This window comes from Micromonospora sp. BL1 (genome assembly GCF_003667485.1).
In the GTDB taxonomy this organism is placed as follows: domain Bacteria; phylum Actinomycetota; class Actinomycetes; order Mycobacteriales; family Micromonosporaceae; genus Micromonospora; species Micromonospora tulbaghiae.
Window position 1 is genome coordinate 1 of record NZ_RCVK01000149.1, and the last position, 381, is coordinate 381.

The 381-nt window shown below is 50.1% G+C and carries 1 protein-coding gene; it reads right to left on the bottom strand.

The annotated features are described in order from the left end of the window. Positions 1–125: 125 nt before the first annotated feature. Positions 126–381, bottom strand: a 256-nt coding sequence (locus EAD96_RS31445; protein WP_233585452.1) for a hypothetical protein, incomplete at its 5' end; no start/stop codon positions are given.

The window sequence follows — 381 nt, forward strand, 5'->3', positions numbered from 1 at the left end:
GAATTGTGCAAAGCCGAAGCAATCTGTGCTGGCACCTCGTCATTGCGAGGAGCGTAGCGACGTGGCAATCTTGTCAGCGGGAAAGGATTGCTTCACCCCTCCGGGTTTCGCAATGACGGTCGCTTTCAAATATGACTGATTTTCTCCTTGGTGGGTAAGCAATGACGAATACTACTAGTCTCCTCGAAGATAATGCCTGCAAGCAAGCTTGCTGCGCAACATTCGCCTTGCACGCTTTTGCAAAGGCTCCCTTCCAGGGACAATTCGTCTAAAAGAGTAAAACTCTTAAGACTCATGGGCAGCCCCTTCACCCTATCCCCCGCCACGCTTTGTGGTTGGAAGTTTTGGTTTTGTGGGGTGGAATTGGATATTGCGTCATAG